A 19,297-nucleotide genomic window follows, 5' to 3' on the forward strand; every position below is an offset into this window, starting at 1 on the left:
TCCTTCTATATTTCAAACCGGGACTTTTGTCATGCAGTCATCCTGAACAAACCAGTAGAATATAACACCATCCGTCCATAATTGCTACAGCTGTTTTAAAGAATTCATGGATTTTTTTCTTTTTTTAGATGGCTGTAACCAAATTGAGGGATATATGGTTCATTATACCTATTCGCTCGATCCATCCACTGCTTTTGAATCATCTTTCATCCTCCTAGACTTGATGATTCATTATAAAATTCAATTCTATACAATTTCTAAACAATTCAAAAAACGCATAAAAAATACCCCCGAAGATCTCTGAAGACCTTCCGGGGGTACGCTGAAAGTTGAATGAGTGAATGATATGAAGCTGCTTGCACATTAACCCGGAATACGGACCGGGCTTACTACAAAATCACCGTTTTTCCTCGACCATCGCCGTCCGTTTGTGAACCCAAGCCTGGTAATGATGGACAGCCAGGCCTGCAAAGGAGGAATGGTCGCTGCCAAGCTTGGCGGCGCTCAGGGCTTCATCCTCCATTTCCTGCTCGCTCTTGGTGAAGAAGGTCAAATGCTCCCCTTCTTCCGTATCCCCAAGCTCCATGCCGATCCAGACGGACTTGCCGAGTTCGTCTGCCTGCTTCAGCTCTTCCTTGGACAATTCATACATTTGCTCCCCGCTGTCCCGGTATGCCATAACGGCAATTGCATCCGTATTCTGAATCATCCAGCGGCTGAACGAATCCGAATTCTCGCCTTTCGGTCCAGGTATCGAATCAAGCCAGAACGGAACGGCGGCACTGAGCGGGAGGTTCTGACGCTCCGCCTCCTGCACCCACACTTTCATGTTCGCGCTCCATTCTTCCACGACCTGCACCTGTTCCCGGTCCCATCTCCTTAGCACATAGGGCTCGACATCGAACTGCACACCCTCAAATTTCTCCTCAGGTGCAGAAGCCTGATTGTACTCGTCCAGCCAGGTTAACAGCTCCATCCCTTGACCCTGGCCTTCCCCATAAGCCCAATCCGGCTGCCCGCCCAAAGCATGTACGCTGATGCCCTTCTGATGGGCAGCCGCCACAAAGCGGCGATATTCCTCTTCCGTAACCTCTTTTTGGATTTGCAAAAAAATCGTTGTAATTCCTTCCCTCCCGCTAAAGGCTACAATCTCCTCCGTTTCACTCCGGATCAGACTTGCATCCCACAGCCAGGTGGCTTTGTTCTGATTCACCTTGCCTGACGGAAGAAGAAAAAGGATCAGCAGCAAAAGGCAGATGCCGGCAACCAGGATGATCAACTTCGCTTTTGCGTTTATATACCTCAGTCTTCTCGTCCACTTCATCAGATCAAGACGGCCTCATCCGGTTCGGCAACATGCTGAACGGAATGGCCAATCTTGTAGATATGAGGCTCGGCATACGCCTTAAATGCATTTCTCGTATCCAGGATCGGCACGCCCGCGGAAGCAATGGAATGGTAATCGAGATTACTATGATTCGTGATCAGCACAATGCAATCGTAACGACTGAATTTGGTGAGGTCATACTCCACACTGCGAATCGTTGTGCCATGCTTGTCCACAAAGCTGTTGGCGTACGGATCGTAATATTCCACATAGGCGCCGTTCTCCTTAAACTGCTCATATACTTCAAGTCCCGGCGATTCGCGCAAATCGCTGATGTCCGGTTTGTACGCCATGCCAAGCAGCAGGATGTTGGAGCGCTTAATCGATTTGGCATACTCATTCAGAATCGTAGCCGTCTTGTTGATCACATAGTATGGCATATTGTCATTTGTGGATTGCGCCAGCTCGATGAATTTGCTGTAGAAACGGAAACCCTTGGCCTTCCAGGATAAGTACATAGGGTCCAGCGGAATGCAGTGACCGCCGATGCCCGGTCCCGGATAGAACGGCATGAATCCGAAAGGCTTGGTTGCTGCCGCATTAATTACTTCCCAAATATCAATGCCCATGCGGTCACACATCATGGCCATCTCGTTCACGAAGGCAATGTTCACGCTGCGGAACGTATTCTCTAGCAGCTTGGACATTTCCGCAACCTTGGGGTTGCTGACAGGCACAACCGTCTCCACGTACTGCTTGTACAACGCCTCGCCCAGTTTAAGGCAAGCATCCGTTGTTCCGCCGATCACCTTCGGCGTATTGCGTGTATTAAACCGGCTGTTGGATGGATCTACCCGTTCCGGCGAGAAGCACAGGTAGAAGTCCTGACCGACCTTATAACCGAGCTTTTCGATCTGCTGCTGGATCAGTTCCTCGGTTGTTCCCGGATAAGTCGTGCTCTCCAGAGTAATCAACAGATTGGGTTTCATGAAGCGTTTGAGCTGATCGACTACCATTGTAATGTAGGATGTATCCGGGTCCTGGTTCTCGCTGAGCGGCGTCGGCACACAGATGCTAACCGCATCAATGACCGTAATCATGCTGTAATCCGTTGTTGGTTTAAAGCGTCCGGTCTCCATGCAGGCTGCAAGCTCTTCGGACGAGATGTCCGTGATATAGGATTCTCCGCGATAGATTCGATCAATCTTGTCTGAATCGAGATCGATTCCAATCACCGTAAATCCCTGTCTTACCATTTCTACGGCGAGCGGTAATCCTACATAGCCCAGCCCCACAACACCCAAAACAGCTTTCTTATTTTCAATGGCACTCAATAAAGTTTCGTATTCCTCATTCACAAGTATTCAACCTCCATCGGATGTATAGTCTGTTAGTCTATCGTCTCACTTTTTGGCTAAAGGATAGACCTCGTTTTGTTGAACTCTCTCCTTGCGATTAAAGAACTTCTCAGCTCAACTAATCACGTATCCATTCTTCATTCAAACATTCCTCATCAAGCTAAAGACGTTAATAACCATGTGTTTAATGAAGGCACCGGCGGATGCGGGCATCCAGCTCTACCGGCGAGAACGGCTTGGTTACATAATCATCCACCCCGTTCTGGAAGCACTGGCTGATGGTCTGCTCCACACGCTTCTCGGTCAATACAACAATCTTTGGCGGTTCCTTCACCTTGAGCTGCTGGATATGATGAATGAAGGGCAAACCATCGATGCCGTGCAGATTAAGCTCCGTCAGCACAAGATCAGGCTCCCATTTCGGGATAAGATCCAGAGCCTCCAAGCCATCCACCGCTTCGAGTGTTTCATAGCCTTGCATGGCCAAGCGTATTTGCAAAAATTCTCTCACCGTGGCGTCCTGATCCACAATAAGAATTCGACTCTGATCACGGTCTGCTTCCTCCTGCGTGAATATATGAATATCCGAAGAGGTGCTGAGCCTAGCCGCTTCCGCCATCTGCTTCATCGTCTGCGTTGACGGTGTTTCAGTAAGCGCTGCAAGCGTAATTCTCGGATCCGACTGCTCCAGCCGGCCCTGAAGATGCTGCTTCAAGAGCAGTGCCTGATAGTGGGCGGCATCCAGCGTATACCCAGGCAATGTAAGGGCCAAGACGCCGGTACTGACATCTCGCAGAACCTCGCTGTTCACACCGGACAGCTGGTCCACAAAGCTTTGGACCTCCGTCAGCTCAGCATCCGTTCCGGACGGATCGCCAGCACAGTACAGAAACAGCAAAGCTGTTCCGTTTCGGTGTCCTCTCACTTCCTCCTCCAGGCGGCCGTAGAAATCAACGGCCTGCACGCGTTGCAATGTTGCGGATTGAGACATAATTGTAAGTCCCACCTCTCTTTATGGTTTGACGCTGTAAAAACATGAACCGGGCCTTGATGTCAGGCTGCCTCGTTCTTGTCTTTCCAGCTCTGCCGGGTCATGGTTCCCCATGAATTGTTGTTTTGCATGTATTGAATATGCCCCTGTACCCTCCACAGCACGCCCAACTGGTGGTAACCCACAAATTTGAGTGCCGAGAAGAGAAGCATCTTCACCAGATCCGACAATTTGGTATACCGCCGGAAGGCCATCTCCTCCAGGATGAGGGCGCCTACACTGAGCAGGTACCCGCTTAAGAAGTTGACGAGTCCAAACACGACCAGTACTTGCCAATTTGTCATATCCAGCATTACATATCCAAGCAGAGCCAGAAGGCCCGTGATTCTGAAATAAGGGTTTAGCGCTTCAAAAATAACGTTGTAGGGCATTGTCAGCAATCCCATGACTTTATATTTCGGGTTGAACAGCATATTGCGGTTCTCGATCATGTTCTTCAAATTTCCCCGTCCCCAGCGCTTGCGCTGGTTGGACAATATGTTGTAGCTGTCCGGCGCCTGCGTCCAGCACACTGCTTCCGGACAGAAGGAGACTCGATATTTGATTTTATTTTCCAGCATATAGCGGTGCAGCTTGATGATGATATTCATGTCTTCTCCGGGATAACCGCCCCGATAGCCGCCTACGGCAATGACATAATCTTTTCGAAACATGCCGAAGGCTCCGGAGACGATGATAAGCCCGTTAAGATGACTCCAGCCGATTCGTCCCCCAAGAAAAGCTTTGAGGTATTCAATCGATTGGAACATGGGCCACATACGGCGCGGCAAGGATACGTCCTTAACCTCTCCGTTCTCAATCACGCAGCCGTTGGCAATTCGAACATCTCCCCCGATGGCCACCGTCTCTTCCGGGTTCTCCATATACATCCGGGCCATCCGGATCAGCGCATCCTTCTCCAGCAATGAATCCGCATCAATGGAAGAGATCAGCGGATAACGGGAGAGGTTGATTCCCGCGTTCAATGAATCCGCCTTGCCGCCGTTCTCTTTATCAATCACGTATAATTGCGGATACTGGGGATTGTAATAAATCCCGCGCATCTTATGGGTATGGATGTTCCCGCGCAGCTCCGGATTTGGCAGCAGCGTCAATCCATACTCCTCAATCAGCACCTGCAATGTGTCGTCGGAAGATCCGTCATTGATGACAATAACCTCGTACGTGGGATAATTCAGTGTCATCAGACAACGAACATTCTCCGCGATCGTCAGCTCTTCGTTGTATGCGGGAACCAGCAGGGATACGGATGGTACCAGCTCGGAGCCGGACAGCGTATTGTATTTTGAGTAATTAGCCCGTCTGAAAATATCCCGGATATTTCTGAAAGAGAACAACAGAATTACAAAATAAAGCGCGCTAACGGCCATGACGTAATATATCGCCACCATGCCGTAAGTGAGCAGGATGTCTCTAAGCAGTGTAATCCCCTCCTACTCCTGCAACGGTGCCGATGCGCTTACTCGGTTGAACACCGAAATAACGATCGTACACCAGTTTTCTTTTGTTATAGGCAACCATTTGCTCCACTTGTTCATGTTCGCCTTCCTTGGCCATGATCCGTTCGATCCGGTACAGTGCCGTTTCCCTTGCCGGACCGGTTCCTGTCAACGCAGCCTGACACAGTGTCTCGAAGCCTTGTTCTCCAAGCATGGCAAGACTCTCGGCGCTATGATTACGCACATACCAATTGTCATCCTTCAGGGCAGAAGCCAGAAGCGGAATGCTGCCTGCGGCATGAAGCCGTCCCAGCGCCTTCGCTGCTGCTGAACGTACTTCCCACGCATGATCATTCATTAGCTCCTCAATGGTGTCATCCTTCAGGGCAGGGTTGGAGCTAAGGTACAGCTTGACCGCTTCTGCGCGTACGTCCTTCTCCTCGGATCCCACCAGTTTGCCCAGTGCAGGAACGACCGCCGGAATGGCTTGCCCCCACATGGCAACGAGCGAAACCTTGACCAGTCCCGGATCCGGATCATCCAGAAGCTTACGCATAAGGCTGGCCGAATCCAGCCGGGTCTCGAGCAAAATATCGGCTGCCATATGATGGATGGCTTTATCGTACGAGAGCAGCTTCGACAGCATCTCCCGAATCTGCTGGGACTGCACCGCGCTTTTGGCTATTGCCCGCGCAATGATGATGGTCATGGGACCGTATTTCATGCGATTCATCATATGCTGAAGCTGCGGCACCGCCTCTTCGGCACGCATCCCCCCAAGCCGGTAGGCCGCCTCGATTCGGCGGTCTTTCCGCAGGCTGGACAGTGCCCGGATATCGGCCTCCACAAATCCGGCATCCCTGCACAAGCGAAGCAGCTTCTCTCTGGCATCCCCTTTGAACTGCTCGATCCATTCCATAAACTTGGCCTGAATGACCCGGCGTTCTGCCGGGGTCAGTTTGCCAGGCGGAAGCTCTGGCGTTATATCGCCATGCAGATGGGTCTGCACATACACAAAGTAATCATGGTACTTTTTCTTTAAACGTTCCATTTCTTTCTGCTCGGCATTATGCTTGATCTTCATTTGGAACAACAGGATAATGCCGGCTGCAATGAGGCCGAGACATACATAGATGAATACGTACGCCATGGCTAAATTTGAAAACATATCCGATGGCTCCTCCTTTTATTTAGCATCTGATTGCCGCCCCGGTTCAGGCAGGCGGGTGAAGATTTCCTGCATATCGTAATAGCTTTGCTTCAACCGCTCACTGTACTTGGTGGCTTCCCACAGCTCCCATGTATAGGGTTTGATATCCTGCAGGTTTATAGCCTCCGGCGATTCGGCTGCCGAAGCCCCGTTCTGCTTCGAGCGTTCCGCAATCCATGGTGCCAAGCGAATTCCATCCGCCGTCACGGTGCTGAATGAGCGCTTGTCTTGAAGCGGAGTGTAATCCACAACCTGCAGCGAGCTCGGGTCTCCGAATCCCAATAGCATCCAGGGAATTCGCATCTCAATGAACTGTCCTTGATACTGCCACGCTGTAAGAGAATTGAAATCCGGAGATTCCGGATCGGTGGTCCCCCGTTTGAGAATTCCTACGGTTTCATCCACAAACGGATGAGAGAAACGGGTGTCCGGGGGATTCATCAGCAGGCTGATCGCCAGCTTCCAGGAGTGAAACGATCCACCCGGTACTACAGGATCATTCTTCGTGCCCTTGGCTTCCTCCCCTGGCAGCATCCAATACCCTTCTTCGCCGTACAATCGGCTGTGAAAGTCATAAGATGGCGCTATGGTTACCTGGGACTCGTCCTCTTGCCCTAACTGAATCAAAGTCTCCAAAGCTCCGCCGGTAAGCGTTCGTCCTGCCAGCTCCTTCTCCGGGATGTCTCCGCCTTGAATCGTGTCCGCTCCAATGAAGAGCTTCGAACGCTCAGGGTCAAACACCTCGCCCAGCTCCATGCCAATGTACAGATAGGCTTCATCATGAGTCAGCCTCATGCTCTTCACCCCCGGAGCCGTTCCGGACCAGGCCTTAACTTCCCCATCGGGAAGCTTATCCCAGTCAGCCAAATCGCCGTCAATCGTAATCTGCTCTGTTTTACCCGGCTGCATGGCCAGAACCCCGAACATCTTCTCGTTGGTCAGCACATTCAACCAGAATGCCCGGCGGTCTGCTGGGATTTCAAAAGGCATCGTATTCCATGTTTTCTTGAACCATTCGTCCTGCCACATGAACAGGATTGCCCCGGAATATCCCTCATCGTAAATATCCTGGGTTAGTGAGACGTTGACCAGACCCTGCTCTGCTTCATCATGTCCGCCTTGATCCTTCCCTCCAGGACCATGGTGTGAAACGCCTATGGATGACGGCACGCCATATTCGGTGACCATGATCGGCATATCCTCGAACTCCGCCTTCAATTTGCGCAGGTAGGCTTTGTATGTGTTGTATTCCCCGTCTCCATCAGGAATGGTCTGCAATGTTTCGTCCGTTCGGAAGAAATCCGGATAGTACGGATACACATGGTAAGCCGCAAAATATCCTGCTTCCCAATTCACCGGTGTGACATGCCTTGCGTCCACAGACACCAGATCCTCCTCGAACAGCGGTTCGCCGGGATGCTCCAGCACATCCGTTGTGACCCAATTCGTAAATGTCATCGGATGCTGCCAGCCATACTTCTGCTCCTCGGTAGCCGTATAATCCAATAAAGATGCCAGCCAATTCTCGAAGGGGCTTGCGTCTTCCGTCCCCGAGAAATAGGAGCCCTCGTATTGAGGAACATCCTTATGTACCGTATTTGTTTTCTCAACCATGGCGGGGTCCCACTCTGTACCCACATGCCAGGCCATCAGGTACTTGCCTGCATTGACCTTATACTTGCCACTCGACTGCCCATGTTTGGGCTCTACGTTGATATCCCCATAGACAGCCGCGACTGCCTTGGATATTTCGGCTTTAAACGTCTGAACGATTTCCTCGTCATAAGCATCCTGACGCTCGATCAGCTGCTCCTCCGGCGACCAGATGCCCTGCATAAAGTACAGGGGGTCTTCGCCTTTATCACGGTTATATTTCACCAAAGCCGAGTAAAAGACCGGATTGTGCACCGTATAGACCCTGATGACGTTTGCTCCCATGTCATCAATCTGCTTGAACCAACGCAGGTAATCCTCCTCCGTTGCCGGCAGCTCACCAGGATAATGCCCCGGTACCGTTGCACCCAGATTCACGCCTTTGGCAAAAACCTCATTCCAAACCTCTTCGTTTTCATATTCCAATAAAGAGGTGCCCTCGGTTTTGAACTTCATTTTCACGCCGTCCGCATCCGCATACGTTTTTAATGACGGTCTTAGATATCCTAGAATTACAGCGGCACCGCAGAGAAGCACTATAGTACAAAGCGCTGCGATTACCCACCATTTTCGTCTGCTCATCGTCTTCGTTGCTCACCTGCCCCTTCTATGACATGCTGATTGCTGCACCGACGTTCATGACGTGAGCTATACTCGTCATTCTATAGCCGATGCGTTCCCGATACCATATTCCTTCTTTACCAACTTTTCTAATACCGACAATAGTCTTAAAGAAGCGGATTTAACACTCCCATAACTTTTCCCCCGAATCATGCATCGCCGTCTCTTCAACTTTGTCATTTGACAACTTCACAAGATGATGTTAGTTACGTGTAGCTAACGGGCATGGCCCCGAAGAAGCTGTAGCCTGTATGACTTTATCCCATGAAAGGAGTACAGCGTGTTCAGACCGTTTTCAGAAAATTTTCGTGAATCGTAATATTAAACGCAGAAAAATTGCTAAAGTTCCGGTCATTTTTACATCATTATCCATAGTTATGACAAAATTGATACCAAAGTCGTATAAAAAAACGGCTGAGAACCGCATTCTGTAAAGGATTGGCAATATTAGCCTTTTATACAAAATGAGAACAGAGTCCTGTACCGGGATTGGGTAATATTCTATAGATTTGATTATCAGGATCAAGTGGTAAGTATCGCCTATTTTTGATGATTTAGGTCTCGATTACTTAACAGTAGTTTACATAAATTAGTTTAAAAATTTACACAAATCCGGGCATGACAACATAAAACAGACCCGATAATTAGTCTCGCGGGTCTGTTTGCAAGGCTATGAGGTTGAAAAAGTTACCTTGATTACCGTTTATTCTACAGGCAAATGTCACCTTCACCTCCAAAATGTCGAATATCTCCACTCCTCTACCCGCCCCTATCTAAGCGCCAGCGGCGTTAGTTGATTCATCGTTTAGACATCGGCAACATCCGACCCTGAAATCCACTGTAGTTCCCCGGACATCTGATGAATTGCCCACGTCTTTGTGACCAAGTCGATTGTACCTCCCCCCGAGGATAAAGCCCGTCCTCCTTATTTCTGAAAATTCAGGAGATCAAGCATTCGATGCACGCCGACACCCTCGATCAAGATCGGCATACGGGGACCTTCATCGCGGCCAAGGACCAATTGATAGATAAGGCTGAACAAACGCTTCTGATTTTGTTTCATCATCTTCTTATCATCATGGTGGCAGATCGCATAGATCTTCTCCATTCGTGTTGATCCAGTAAGCTCGGCATCCTTCAGCAGATCGCATACGGTGTGAAGCCATTGCCGCTCCAATGAATCCAACGTCTCGTACCGTTGGTGATCCTGGTGCTCCTTCACGGTAATCAGCTTTTGCGGATACCAGTGTTTGATCCAATACTCGGCTCGCCGTGCGGTGGGTTCGAGCTGCTCCTTCGCATAACTTTCACCAACTCGATGCAAGAGCTCCTGCAGAAGTCGGTAATCAAAATTCACGAGCGGCAAAATGCCGGATAGCTGGCTGAATTTGGGAGCCCGGCCCGGATGGCTGTCCGGCATGGAGAGCTCGAGTGCAGCCTCAATATCAGGGCTTAACTCCTTAGAAGCAGCAGGATTGCGGTAACGCTCATATTCGGTATAGTTACGGATCACATCTTCATCAAGTCCGATATGGAAGGGTGCATTCGGCTGATACTTGGCAAACATAAACAGAATATTCTCAGGCGCGTACACCTTCAGCAGGTCCCCAGGCGTATAGTTGCTGCCGGAAGAGCTGGACATTTTTGCATGGCTCCCCTTCATGCTTATAAATTCGTAGGCCGCATAGGAAGGCGCTGGATTTCCGAAAATGTTCTCCGAGATCACTTTGGATACATTGTAGCTGCCTGTTTCCGACGAATGGTCTCTGCCTCCCGGCTCGAAGGCGACATTTTCCATCTTCCAGCGCATGGGCCAATCGATTTTCCACTGCAATTTCATATGCGTTGCCTGCAGGATCGACAGGGTGCCCCGATGCCCACAGATGCAGGCATAACCCAATCTTTCCGTGGGCTCGTCGAATTGCTGTATCGTCGTTGTATCCCTTCTGCATTCCTCACAGTATACCTGTACTGGATAATAAACAGTCCGTTCTTGGTCATGGGCTCCACCCGTTTTGAAGGCATGCAAGATATCGTAAATTTCCGTCCTGTGTCGGATCGCATGAAGCATAAGCGAATTATACCGCCTGGATTGGTACTCCCGGCTCTGATAAATAAACTCGGGTTCGATCCCGAATTCGGCTAAGGCAAGCTCGAACTCCTTCTCATAATGCTCCGCATAGGAAGCATGACATCCGAACGGACATGGGACCTCCACGTAGGGCATGCCGATGTACTGCTCAAACCCCGGGTCCACTCCCGCAGGAACCTTCCGGAATCGGTCAAAATCATCCCAAGAGAAAATAAACCGAACCTTCCTGCCCTGCTTTCTCAGCGCTTTTGTTACAAAATAGGCCGTCACGATTTCCCGGAAATTTCCGATATGCACAGCCCCGGAAGGACTGATTCCGGCTGCGCACACATAGGTCTGCCTATCTGGATACCTCTCGATCAATTCGTTCGCGATTCGTTCTGACCAATGCATTCCAAGTCCTCCTCTAATTCGTTTGGTAAAAACCAAAAAAAGCCCTCATCTGCAAGATTGTCATCTTGAGGACGAGAGCTTTGAGAATACGCTTCGTGGTACCACCCCGGTTTGTGAAAGCTGTCACCAGTTCCACCTCTTCAGGTACGGCATCACGATGCTTATACCCTATCTCTGTAACGGGAGAGGCCCGTCGTAACATCCTTGAGCCCTTCTGCCCAATTCCTTACGCAGCTCCGAGTCTTTGTTCATTAAGAATATTGCTGCTCCATTCCCACCTGCCAGGAGCTCTCTGCAAACAACGTTTCTCAACTACTCTTCTCTTCATAGCTTTTCATTGTTTCCATAATATTTAAGCCATATTAAACCATGGCAATTCGAAATGTCAAGCAAGTTTACCAACAATCCGCCTATAGGTTGCCTCGTCCGAGACAACATACAGCTTGGCGTCCCGCGGGATCGGCTGATCCAGCTTGCGGTTAATGGTGAGATCGTTGCGATCGGAGATAAGCGTCGCTCCCTGCCGCAGCAGATCCTGAAAGGCATCGCCATAAGTCTTCCATGCCTGGTTCAATGACACTTCATATATATCATCGCCATGCTCACGGCTAAGCAGCTGCATCAGCACATCCGAATTGCCCTCCTGCAGAGCTGCACGTACCGCTAAGCGGGAAACCGCATCATGCGAAAGAACAAACTCGTTCACATGGTTGTGGCGGAAATTCTGAACATGCTTCTCCTGAACAATCTCCACCGTGGTATGTACATTTGGTGCAATCCGTTCAATGCTAGAAACAATCAAGAGCGATTTGCCATCCACCAGCGCCGATTCATCAATCCGAGCGTCTGCAAATACAATCGCCGATTTCGCCTCCAGGATATTGGCCCGCATCAGCACGTCATCTGCTGACGGGTCCCCGCTAATAAAATGCACCTGTTCGAGATGCTCTGCAGGATGCTGACTGGAATCATCAATGACAACAATCTCGGACTCCGGCGAATACGACAAAATCTCATCGATGGCGGATTGCGCTTTTTTGCTCCAGTTTATAATGATCACTTGACCGCTGCCCCGAAAATTCAACCTGCCCGCCCCTCTCTGCCGCTGCATACTTCCAAACGATTCGATCACTTTACCAATTACTAAACTCAGCAGCCCGATACCAAAAATATATATAAATATGGTCAGTATCTTGCCGGGCACTGTGACTGCATAATAATCGCCGTAACCTACGGTTGCCATCGTGGTAAGCACCCAATAAAAGGCGTTAAACCCGTTCTGAAAGGTTTCCGGTTCCAGCAGAAATGCCAGCGTCGAGCACAGTACCACAAACAGAATGACAAGTACGCTGATCGTCGTTTTACGCAGACGCATCATTTTCAAAGATAATCTTAGAAAAAAGTGCACGTTCCTGATCCTCTCCCCAAGGGCGCTATTCTTCCTAAATAATCAAGCTGCTGATCGCAAAGGCTGTACCGATAAACACCATAGCGAGCAGAATTCCGATAGCTACATTCCCCTTTTGCAGTTGCTCGGAGATGCGAAGACCCGGCGTAACCAGCTCGAATACCCAATAGGCAACGATCAAACATACATACCCTACGGCAAACCACAGAATCATATGCCAGATCGATGAATTCGTGTATGCTGATATCCCCAGGATAATGGCCGTTGCCATAAATTTGCCTCCAAAAGCCAGTCCTACCGCTGTATTCCCTTTCTTCAGCTCCTCCATGTCGTTAAACCGGGTCATCCAGCTAAATATCAACATCCCCAGCAATTGAAGCACGATAATGCAGAGCACACTTATTACAATATTAACAACGACCGTCAATCCGCCCACCCCCGAAATTTTGCATAGGCCAAGTCGTAATCGGCGAAATCATGGACTTCCTCCAATACAACATCAACCGTTTTCTTTTTCTCCATTGCGGTAAAACGCTTCTCGTCAATCGGCTGTTTGATCCGGTTTCCTGTCGGCAATTCAACTACCGCAAAATGTCTTGTTTCTTTTTTGTATGTTGTTTTGTATACACCAATCAGCTTCACATCCGTTTTAACCGTGACTTTCAGGTTGGTTAAATCCGCTTGCGCGCTCTTCTTGTCCTTGAACGATTTGATCGTCTGCCAGGAGGATAACCGGATATCATTCCGCTGATTCGCATCGGTGGCGAGTTCGGCGTCCATGAATTCAAGCGTCCAGATTTTGTCCCCGGTCGCATAATTGTTGTCGTTTGGCAGCAGCTCGTTATCCGGCAGCACTGTCATATCTCCGCCAATCAAATCGCCTACCGTGCCTTCAACAATTCGGTAGTCCCATGGCACACGGGTAGAGGAGGATACTTCCTCTGAAGAACCGCTATGGAACACGGACGACTCATTGCTTCCGCATGCGCTCAGCGCCAGCACCATGATCGATAGAATCAGTACAGCCAGCACGACAGAAGGCTTCCTCTTCCTTAGAGGAGCGCCGCTTGGCTGCATTCCCTTTTGTTTCAACTGCATTTATTTCACTCCCATTGCGATAAAATGGCTGGAATTCCCCGTAATCAAGCCGCCCGCCCGTCCGAGCAAGCCGCAAGGGGTTCCATTCAGCACGAACAATCCGGTCAATAAATGAAATGCTCCTTCCGCTGTCTCAACCCGAGCCAAGTCCGCTCTTCGTTGATAGACCGTCGGGAACATCACACTCGTGTCGTAGCCGTCCTGATCCTCTACTTCAAGCTGACCTGCCTGATCGTACAGTTTAACAGAACCACCTTCACGGCCGAACATGGATTTGGAGACAAAATGACCGGAGAACACCGGTTTGTTGTATGTCGGCAGCATATATTTAAGGATGGCTTCCCGTTCGTTCTCCTCGTACAGAAGCCCCAGCTCATACATCCCCCACATGGCGGCAAGCAAACCTTTGGATTGCAGCAGAATGCTGTGCGGTGAGTTGAACAGCTGCAGTCGTCCCGTCTCGATGGCATAGGCCAGCGCATCTCCGCCATCATCGACGGACATCCATTCCTTCGGGTATAGGGCAAACATTCGGTGGATCTCCCGGCCGGCACCGTCCTTCAGCATGCCTTCATCCACCCACAGATCAAGACAATCCACCAATTGAATATCAAGACCGCTATGCCGGACCAACGCTTCAATCGTACCGGAGTCCTCTTTGTGCTCACCATATGCAATACAGGCTGCCGTATCGGGACGCTCCACTCCCCACGCCGCTGTAACCAGCTCCTGCATTCCTTCATTGGGCGAGAAGATTCCGGCTTGCCGACACAGCCATGGAGTGGCAATGGAAGCTTCAACATAGCCTGTAGGCGTATCCGCATTCAGCTCAAGCAGCTTGATGCTGCCGTCATGGGCAATGGCAAAGTCAAACCTGGCATACCTGCTGATCAGCCCCTCCTCCGGGAGCGGGCATTCATCGAGCATTTGCCATAGGATTGGCGGAATGCCAATCAAACTGTATATGTGATGATTGCGATGAATATTGCGAACGGTTTTGTCTAAAATCGTCCACAGAATAGATGCCGCTTCTTCCAGCTCGTGATAGGTCTCTTGACGCATGGTCACAATCTGGTCTATCCAGTAGGCTTCCCCTTCCATGTCCGCCCACGTAAATCCAAGCTCCGCAAGCTCTGACACCCGCTCGTTCCGATTGGGCTCGGGCTTTCCTGTAACTTCAAACACACTTTCTTGACTCATCCGCCAAAACCACCGGATCTGGAGCTGGATTTCGAACCCGAGGAGCTGAATCCACTGGAATTACCGCCAATGCCGCCGGATTTGGACGAGGTGGAGCGGCGTGTAATCGTACCCGAAGATGAGGTTGAAGTTTTGGGGCGAACGGTCGAGTTTACCACCGGTTTGTTCTGGAATGTACCACTCGAATACGTGCGGGGTTTGTATGGTTTACCGCTGTTCGCGTAATAACCGCGGTGATTGTTATACCATCCGCTGGATGAATAATAGGAACCGTTGTTAAACAGCATGTGATAGAGCAGTAGATCATCCCAGCCGAAGCCTGAGTTGTACCCGCCATAGTTGTTGACAACCGTCGTTCCGCCGCCTGAGCCTGCTGCAGCTCCCTCGACCGGCTCATCCTGGAATTCTTCCTCGCTTGGAAACGGAATGTTCCAATCCACATTCTTATCAAAATACTTCTTTACTTCTTCTGTTGACCAGGACACCAGCTGCGGCTCGTCAGCCGAGGTAACCGCTTCCGATGCGAGATCCTTTGCGGCTGCGCCCGATACCAGAAAAGCATTCGCTAACAAAGCGATGCCGAGCGAGCTTGACAAGACCCGGATCGGTTTGCCATCCGGCGTCAGCCATTTCGATGCCGGATGCTCTTTTTTGTCTTTTTCATGACTCAAGATGATTTCTCCTTTCGGACAGGGTTCATTCGTTCCGCATCGGAACGAGCAGAAGCTCCAGTTTGCCCGTGTCTACATTTAATCTGCCTTCAATCGTTTCGTATTCCCGGCCGCCTGCGACGATATAGTTCACATGCTCCAGTGCGGCAACCATGTTAATCGTCCATGCACGCTCTTCAATCTGGATCAGTTCACCATCCGGTCTCTTTTCAAACAAAATGACATTCATTCCATTATCCACTGGTTCTTACCCCTTCCATCTAAGCAGTGAGTATTGATACGTGCAATATTTGGAATCGTTTCAGAAATCTATGATCAGTTATCAACGCTTGCAGAGCGATAATCTTCCAAAAGACGCAATCCATATAATAACACCGCTACAGATTATTTACACCTTCGAATTAACATTAAAAAACTCCCGAAAATGAACATTCTGGCCATACAATGCCTGATTCTTTACGTTTTATAGGGTGTAGCATCAAATTTCGTGCTCATGGTCTCCCTTGACATTGCCACTCATGTCATCGTTTAAAATTAAGAGCATTGCCCGCTTGATGCGGAAGGCTCCAGAAGACGAACGACGCCCGGCGCGATAAGCAACGCGCTGCGATCGGGAACACCACATGCAAAGAAGCATGGATCATTCCGCGAGGAACGAACCATGCTTCTTTTTTATAACCATAATCGCTGGTTTATCTGAACAATTCCCTGATTTCTTGCAGGTTATCGGCAAATCCGATAAATACGTTATCGCCAATAACGATGGTAGGCACAATCTGTTTCCCCGTCAGACGCCTCACTTCTTCCGGATATTCCGGATTCTGTGTGCAATCATATTCCATGTACGGAACTCCCTGCTCCTTGAAATAACGCTTGGCGTGATGGCAGTCGCTGCAGGTGGGAATGGTGTATATTTTCAATGTTTCCGTCATATCGATCACTCCTTGTAAGTGAATTTTACTGGATCTCAACGACAAAAGGCACCGTCATCACTTCACCCTGGTGTTGAAATTGCCCCCAAATCTTGTAGATGCCGCTATGGGGAAAGGTAGCGACAAACTCCGCTTTCGGTCCCGTGCTCTGCTCCTCCAGAGGATGCACATGGATGTACTGCTGGGCGTCTGCGGACAGAATGACAACATGCCCGACCGCGCCCAGGTATGGCTCCAAATCGCTGATTCCCTGCTTTGTCTGCGCATCCCGAACATGATAGCTGAGCACAACCTCTTCATTCGATAAGGTATTGCTCAGGCTCAGTTCAATTTCCTTGCCGTTTACTTGTTGCATCAGACTGGTGTCAGGTTGAACTGCCGAAGCTTCTCCTTCTTCTCCCTCGATCCGGAGCCATTCGCTTCGCGTCGTCCCTTCAGCACCCTTGGGGACAAAATCCGCAAACCATTTATATTCGCCGCCAGCCGGAAAAGTAGTTTTCACGGTAAATTTACCATTCTCCATGTAATCGGGATGGATATGGTGGAAAAAAGACAAATCCCGATTCACGATGATCAGATGCAGCAGTTTCTCATGATTGACATCAAATTCCTGGACGGGTGCGCCGTTACTGTCTGTGATCTGAATCGATAGCTCGGTTTCGGTGCCTGCGCTTACCGGCTCATTCGATGTAACTGCAGCTTTGTAGTTGTTCGAGGCAGCCTCATGCCCGCCTTCGTGTCCACTGTGTCCGTTCTCTTCCTGGTTTGCGTTTTCCTGATTTGAGTTCCCTCCCTGGCCACCCGTATCTTGTACCTGCTTCGCGTTATCGCATGATGTCAACAATCCCAAAGCAAGCAGGCCCGTTAAGATTAGCAAGGTCCCCTTCTTATTCCACATAGGCTATCACTCCAATCATGGATATACTTTGCGGTGACTTTAACTCTCTTTTATTAGTATACCCCCCTATCCTATAATTAATCAATTTTAGTTTTCTTCCTCCCCACACAGATAACACCTTGCAATTGAGGCAAGGTGTTCTTCTATTCTTCACTATTACCCCAAGAACCCATTCTATTCCTTATGGCTATAAGCGCGTACAGCCGATGATTTCATAAATCTTCTCCATGTCCACATGCTCCCGCACGATGTCTGCCACACGGTCGAATTCCGCGAATTTGCGTACCTCGGCTTGGAACGTTACCGGAATGGCATCCAGTCCCTTACTCCCCCGGACACCGTTCAGCCATGACCTGCGGAAAGCATCGTTGTCAAACAACCCGTGCAAATAACTTCCCCATACTCGGCCATCGGCGGTAGCCAAGCCTTCTGGATGGATAGGAGTATCTTCTTCACTTTTTAAAGAATTCTCGCAGTCTGCTTCTATTAAAAACAGTGGACGGTGCCCCGATCCGCCAGGCATCGAGGTCCATTCGGTCACGCCCATATGGATTTCATAGGCCGCTATCGCCACATTGGCCTCTGTATCCGGTAGAATGAGTCTCAAAGGATGTTCCTGTGACAATCTCCCTTTTACGCGAACGGTCCTTTTCTGTTGTAAAAAGGAGGTTTGGATCGGCAGCAGCCCAAGTCCTGCCGCATCCCGTTCGTTTCCTTCCACCGCATGCGGATCGGACAACTGCTCGCCCAGCATTTGATATCCTCCGCAGATGCCAACCAGCTGCACATCCCGCTGCTGCGTCTGTTTCATAATCGCATCCGCCAGCCCCCGATCCTGGATAAACCCGAGATCGCTGATCGTATCCTTGGTGCCAGGCAAAATAATGACGTCCGGCGTCCCGAGTTCATCCACCGATTGGACAAAGCGCACGGTAACATCCGGCTCCCAGCGCAGCGCATCAAAATCCGTAAAGTTCGAAATCCGCGGATACCGGATAACAACAATATCGAGGTCGCGTTTTTCCTGTCTTTGATATTGAAGCTCATCCAGCACAACGGAATCCTCAGCCTCGATTCGCATGTCCTGAATAAAAGGGAGAACGCCCAGCACGGGAATGCCCGTCCGCTCTTCAAGCCAGTCCAGTCCCGGCTTCAGCAGTGCCAAATCCCCGCGGAACTTGTTGATGATAAACCCCCGGACCCTGGCAACCTCATGGGGCTCCAATAGTTCAAGGGTGCCTACGATGGAGGCAAACACGCCGCCGCGATCGATGTCTGATACCAAAATCACCGGCGAATCCGCCCATCCCGCCAAATTCATATTCACAATGTCGCGGTCCTTGAGATTGATCTCCGCCGGACTTCCCGCGCCTTCCATAAGCACGATATCGTATTGCTCCCGGAGCCGATCGAGTGCAGCCAGTACGATTCCCTTGGCCTTCGGCAAAAACTCCGTTCGGTAATCCATCGCACTCATCTGCATTTCGGGCACGCCGTGGATTACGATTTGCGAAAACATGTCCTTCATCGGCTTGATCAGGATCGGATTCATGTCCGTGTTTGCGGCAATGCCGCAGGCTTCGGCCTGCACGCCCTGCGCTCTGCCGATCTCTTTGCCATCCAGCGTCACGTAGGAGTTAAGCGCCATATTTTGCGACTTGTATGGAGCTGTGCGATAACCATCCTGGAGGAGAATACGGCATAGCGCGGTCGTTAGGATGCTCTTGCCTACGTCCGAGGCCGTGCCCTGCAGCATAAGTACTGCTCCCCGTGCCTCGCCGTTATACGTATGCGTATCGTTTATGTATGTTCGTTCACTCATCTTCCTCACCCTTTTCCATGACTTGATCTGCTTGTTCATCATTATAACAAACCGCTGCAAAAGGGGAGCATTATGACTCCATTCCGGAATCTTAGGTTCCTGTTCGGCGAAAACGTACACAAAG

General features: G+C 50.0%; 16 protein-coding genes and 1 other annotated feature. All 16 genes read right to left on the minus strand.

The features are described from left to right. Window positions 1-397: 397 nt before the first annotated feature. Window positions 398-1,324 carry a hypothetical protein gene (locus B9D94_RS18840; RefSeq protein WP_063479073.1) on the minus strand — a complete coding sequence of 309 codons (927 nt, stop codon included), beginning with the start codon at window positions 1,322-1,324 and terminating at the stop codon, window positions 398-400. Beyond that, window positions 1,324-2,685: a nucleotide sugar dehydrogenase gene (locus B9D94_RS18845; RefSeq protein WP_006209308.1), complete on the minus strand. Its 1,362-nt coding sequence runs from the start codon at window positions 2,683-2,685 to the stop codon at window positions 1,324-1,326. Before B9D94_RS18845 ends, B9D94_RS18840 begins: the two co-directional genes overlap by 1 nt. 184 nt (window positions 2,686-2,869) lie before the next feature. After that, window positions 2,870-3,676, minus strand: a complete 807-nt coding sequence (locus B9D94_RS18850; RefSeq protein ID WP_006209307.1) for a response regulator transcription factor — start codon at window positions 3,674-3,676, stop codon at window positions 2,870-2,872. A 62-nt stretch (window positions 3,677-3,738) separates the two neighbouring features. Then, a complete protein-coding gene (locus B9D94_RS18855; RefSeq protein WP_006209306.1) occupies window positions 3,739-5,106 on the minus strand; it encodes a glycosyltransferase family 2 protein in 1,368 nt (455 codons plus the stop codon). 43 nt (window positions 5,107-5,149) lie between these two features. Further along, window positions 5,150-6,343, minus strand: coding sequence for a HEAT repeat domain-containing protein (locus tag B9D94_RS18860; protein WP_036636687.1), 1,194 nt, complete (start codon window positions 6,341-6,343; stop codon window positions 5,150-5,152). Window positions 6,344-6,361: 18 nt separating this feature from the next. After that, complete coding sequence (locus B9D94_RS18865; protein ID WP_063479071.1) at window positions 6,362-8,620, minus strand: hypothetical protein; 2,259 nt, start codon at window positions 8,618-8,620, stop codon at window positions 6,362-6,364. 964 nt (window positions 8,621-9,584) lie between these two features. Then, window positions 9,585-11,144, minus strand: a complete 1,560-nt coding sequence (gene lysS, locus B9D94_RS18870; protein WP_148247696.1) for a lysine--tRNA ligase — start codon at window positions 11,142-11,144, stop codon at window positions 9,585-9,587. A gap of 64 nt (window positions 11,145-11,208) precedes the next feature. Next, window positions 11,209-11,481 (minus strand) — a binding site (T-box leader). A 48-nt stretch (window positions 11,482-11,529) separates the two neighbouring features. Further along, complete coding sequence (locus B9D94_RS18875) at window positions 11,530-12,552, minus strand: potassium channel family protein (protein ID WP_006209300.1); 1,023 nt, start codon at window positions 12,550-12,552, stop codon at window positions 11,530-11,532. Window positions 12,553-12,586: 34 nt separating this feature from the next. Next, complete coding sequence (locus tag B9D94_RS18880) at window positions 12,587-12,979, minus strand: DUF350 domain-containing protein (protein ID WP_006209299.1); 393 nt, start codon at window positions 12,977-12,979, stop codon at window positions 12,587-12,589. Then, window positions 12,976-13,650 carry a hypothetical protein gene (locus B9D94_RS18885; RefSeq protein WP_006209298.1) on the minus strand — a complete coding sequence of 225 codons (675 nt, stop codon included), beginning with the start codon at window positions 13,648-13,650 and terminating at the stop codon, window positions 12,976-12,978. The genes B9D94_RS18880 and B9D94_RS18885 overlap by 4 nt, the downstream gene beginning before the upstream one ends. Then, the gene (locus B9D94_RS18890; RefSeq protein ID WP_148247697.1) at window positions 13,651-14,850 is read right to left on the minus strand and encodes a glutathionylspermidine synthase family protein; all 1,200 of its coding nucleotides are present in this window, start codon (window positions 14,848-14,850) and stop codon (window positions 13,651-13,653) included. Then, complete coding sequence (locus B9D94_RS18895; protein WP_063455996.1) at window positions 14,847-15,521, minus strand: hypothetical protein; 675 nt, start codon at window positions 15,519-15,521, stop codon at window positions 14,847-14,849. Before B9D94_RS18895 ends, B9D94_RS18890 begins: the two co-directional genes overlap by 4 nt. A 25-nt stretch (window positions 15,522-15,546) precedes the next feature. Further along, complete coding sequence (locus B9D94_RS18900) at window positions 15,547-15,762, minus strand: hypothetical protein (protein WP_006209295.1); 216 nt, start codon at window positions 15,760-15,762, stop codon at window positions 15,547-15,549. Window positions 15,763-16,213: 451 nt separating this feature from the next. Next, complete coding sequence (locus B9D94_RS18905) at window positions 16,214-16,453, minus strand: glutaredoxin family protein (RefSeq protein WP_006209294.1); 240 nt, start codon at window positions 16,451-16,453, stop codon at window positions 16,214-16,216. 25 nt (window positions 16,454-16,478) lie between these two features. Beyond that, window positions 16,479-17,351 carry a DUF8832 domain-containing protein gene (locus B9D94_RS18910; protein ID WP_148247698.1) on the minus strand — a complete coding sequence of 291 codons (873 nt, stop codon included), beginning with the start codon at window positions 17,349-17,351 and terminating at the stop codon, window positions 16,479-16,481. A 187-nt stretch (window positions 17,352-17,538) separates the two neighbouring features. Then, window positions 17,539-19,173 carry a cobyric acid synthase gene (locus tag B9D94_RS18915; RefSeq protein ID WP_253806002.1) on the minus strand — a complete coding sequence of 545 codons (1,635 nt, stop codon included), beginning with the start codon at window positions 19,171-19,173 and terminating at the stop codon, window positions 17,539-17,541. Between the last annotated feature and the right edge of the window lie 124 nt (window positions 19,174-19,297).

This window comes from Paenibacillus sp. Cedars, assembly GCF_003184205.1.
Taxonomy (GTDB): Bacteria; Bacillota; Bacilli; order Paenibacillales; family Paenibacillaceae; genus Paenibacillus_AQ; species Paenibacillus_AQ glucanolyticus.